Genomic DNA, 692 nt, shown 5'->3' with positions numbered 1-692 from the left:
ATAGCCATGTTCTTCGCGGGCCTATGTGGCTATACAGTGTTGTCTGCGATCATTGAATGGTTGAAGTTGGGTATTCTAGATTTGTTGATATCTACTGTGGGTGGTTTTGTGGTGATCTCTGCTTTGATAGGTTTGTACTTTTTGTCCTGTACCTATCGAATTAAAGCTCGCCCGTTCTGGTATCATTGGCAGGTATTGACCAGCTTCTTCGGCAGTATGTTTAGTGTCGGCGGAATTGTTTTTGCCGTGTTTGCTTGTATTGCTTATTCGCTTCAAGATTTAAGCTTTGCACCACTTCTGAGTGTCTTGTCTGGTCTGGTCTTTATTGGCTTGCTGGTTGAGTCAATAGGTCTTGTTGCTCATGCTCGTTACCTGAATACTGAACAGGGAGAGGGCGCAGCAGCGCACTACATTCAGTGGACGACGTTTGGCAATACTTACTTGGCGAGAAACGTCAGCTTAGTGCTTGGCTTGCTTATCTCTGCAGTCTTCTTTATCTGGGCGCCTACCGGTATTTCAGCTGCACTGATTGGTATCGCTGCGGGGCTTGGCATGATCATTATGTTGTTAGTTGGTCGTGCACTCTTCTATGTATTGGTTGTACCTACAACCATGCCAGGGGCTTTCTTCTGGAAGAACAAAGGGTTTGAAGAACATGCCAGAGACATTGGTTTGGCAGAAATGCCTCAGGT

General features: G+C 46.0%; 1 protein-coding gene. It reads left to right on the top strand.

The window, feature by feature from the left end; genetic code table 11:
• Positions 1–692, top strand: a 692-nt coding sequence (locus tag A3766_RS30910) for a hypothetical protein (protein ID WP_197479497.1), incomplete at both ends; no start/stop codon positions are given.

The sequence above is a fragment of the Oleiphilus sp. HI0132 genome (genome assembly GCF_001635845.1).
This window is presented reverse-complemented; position numbering and strand designations above follow the sequence as displayed.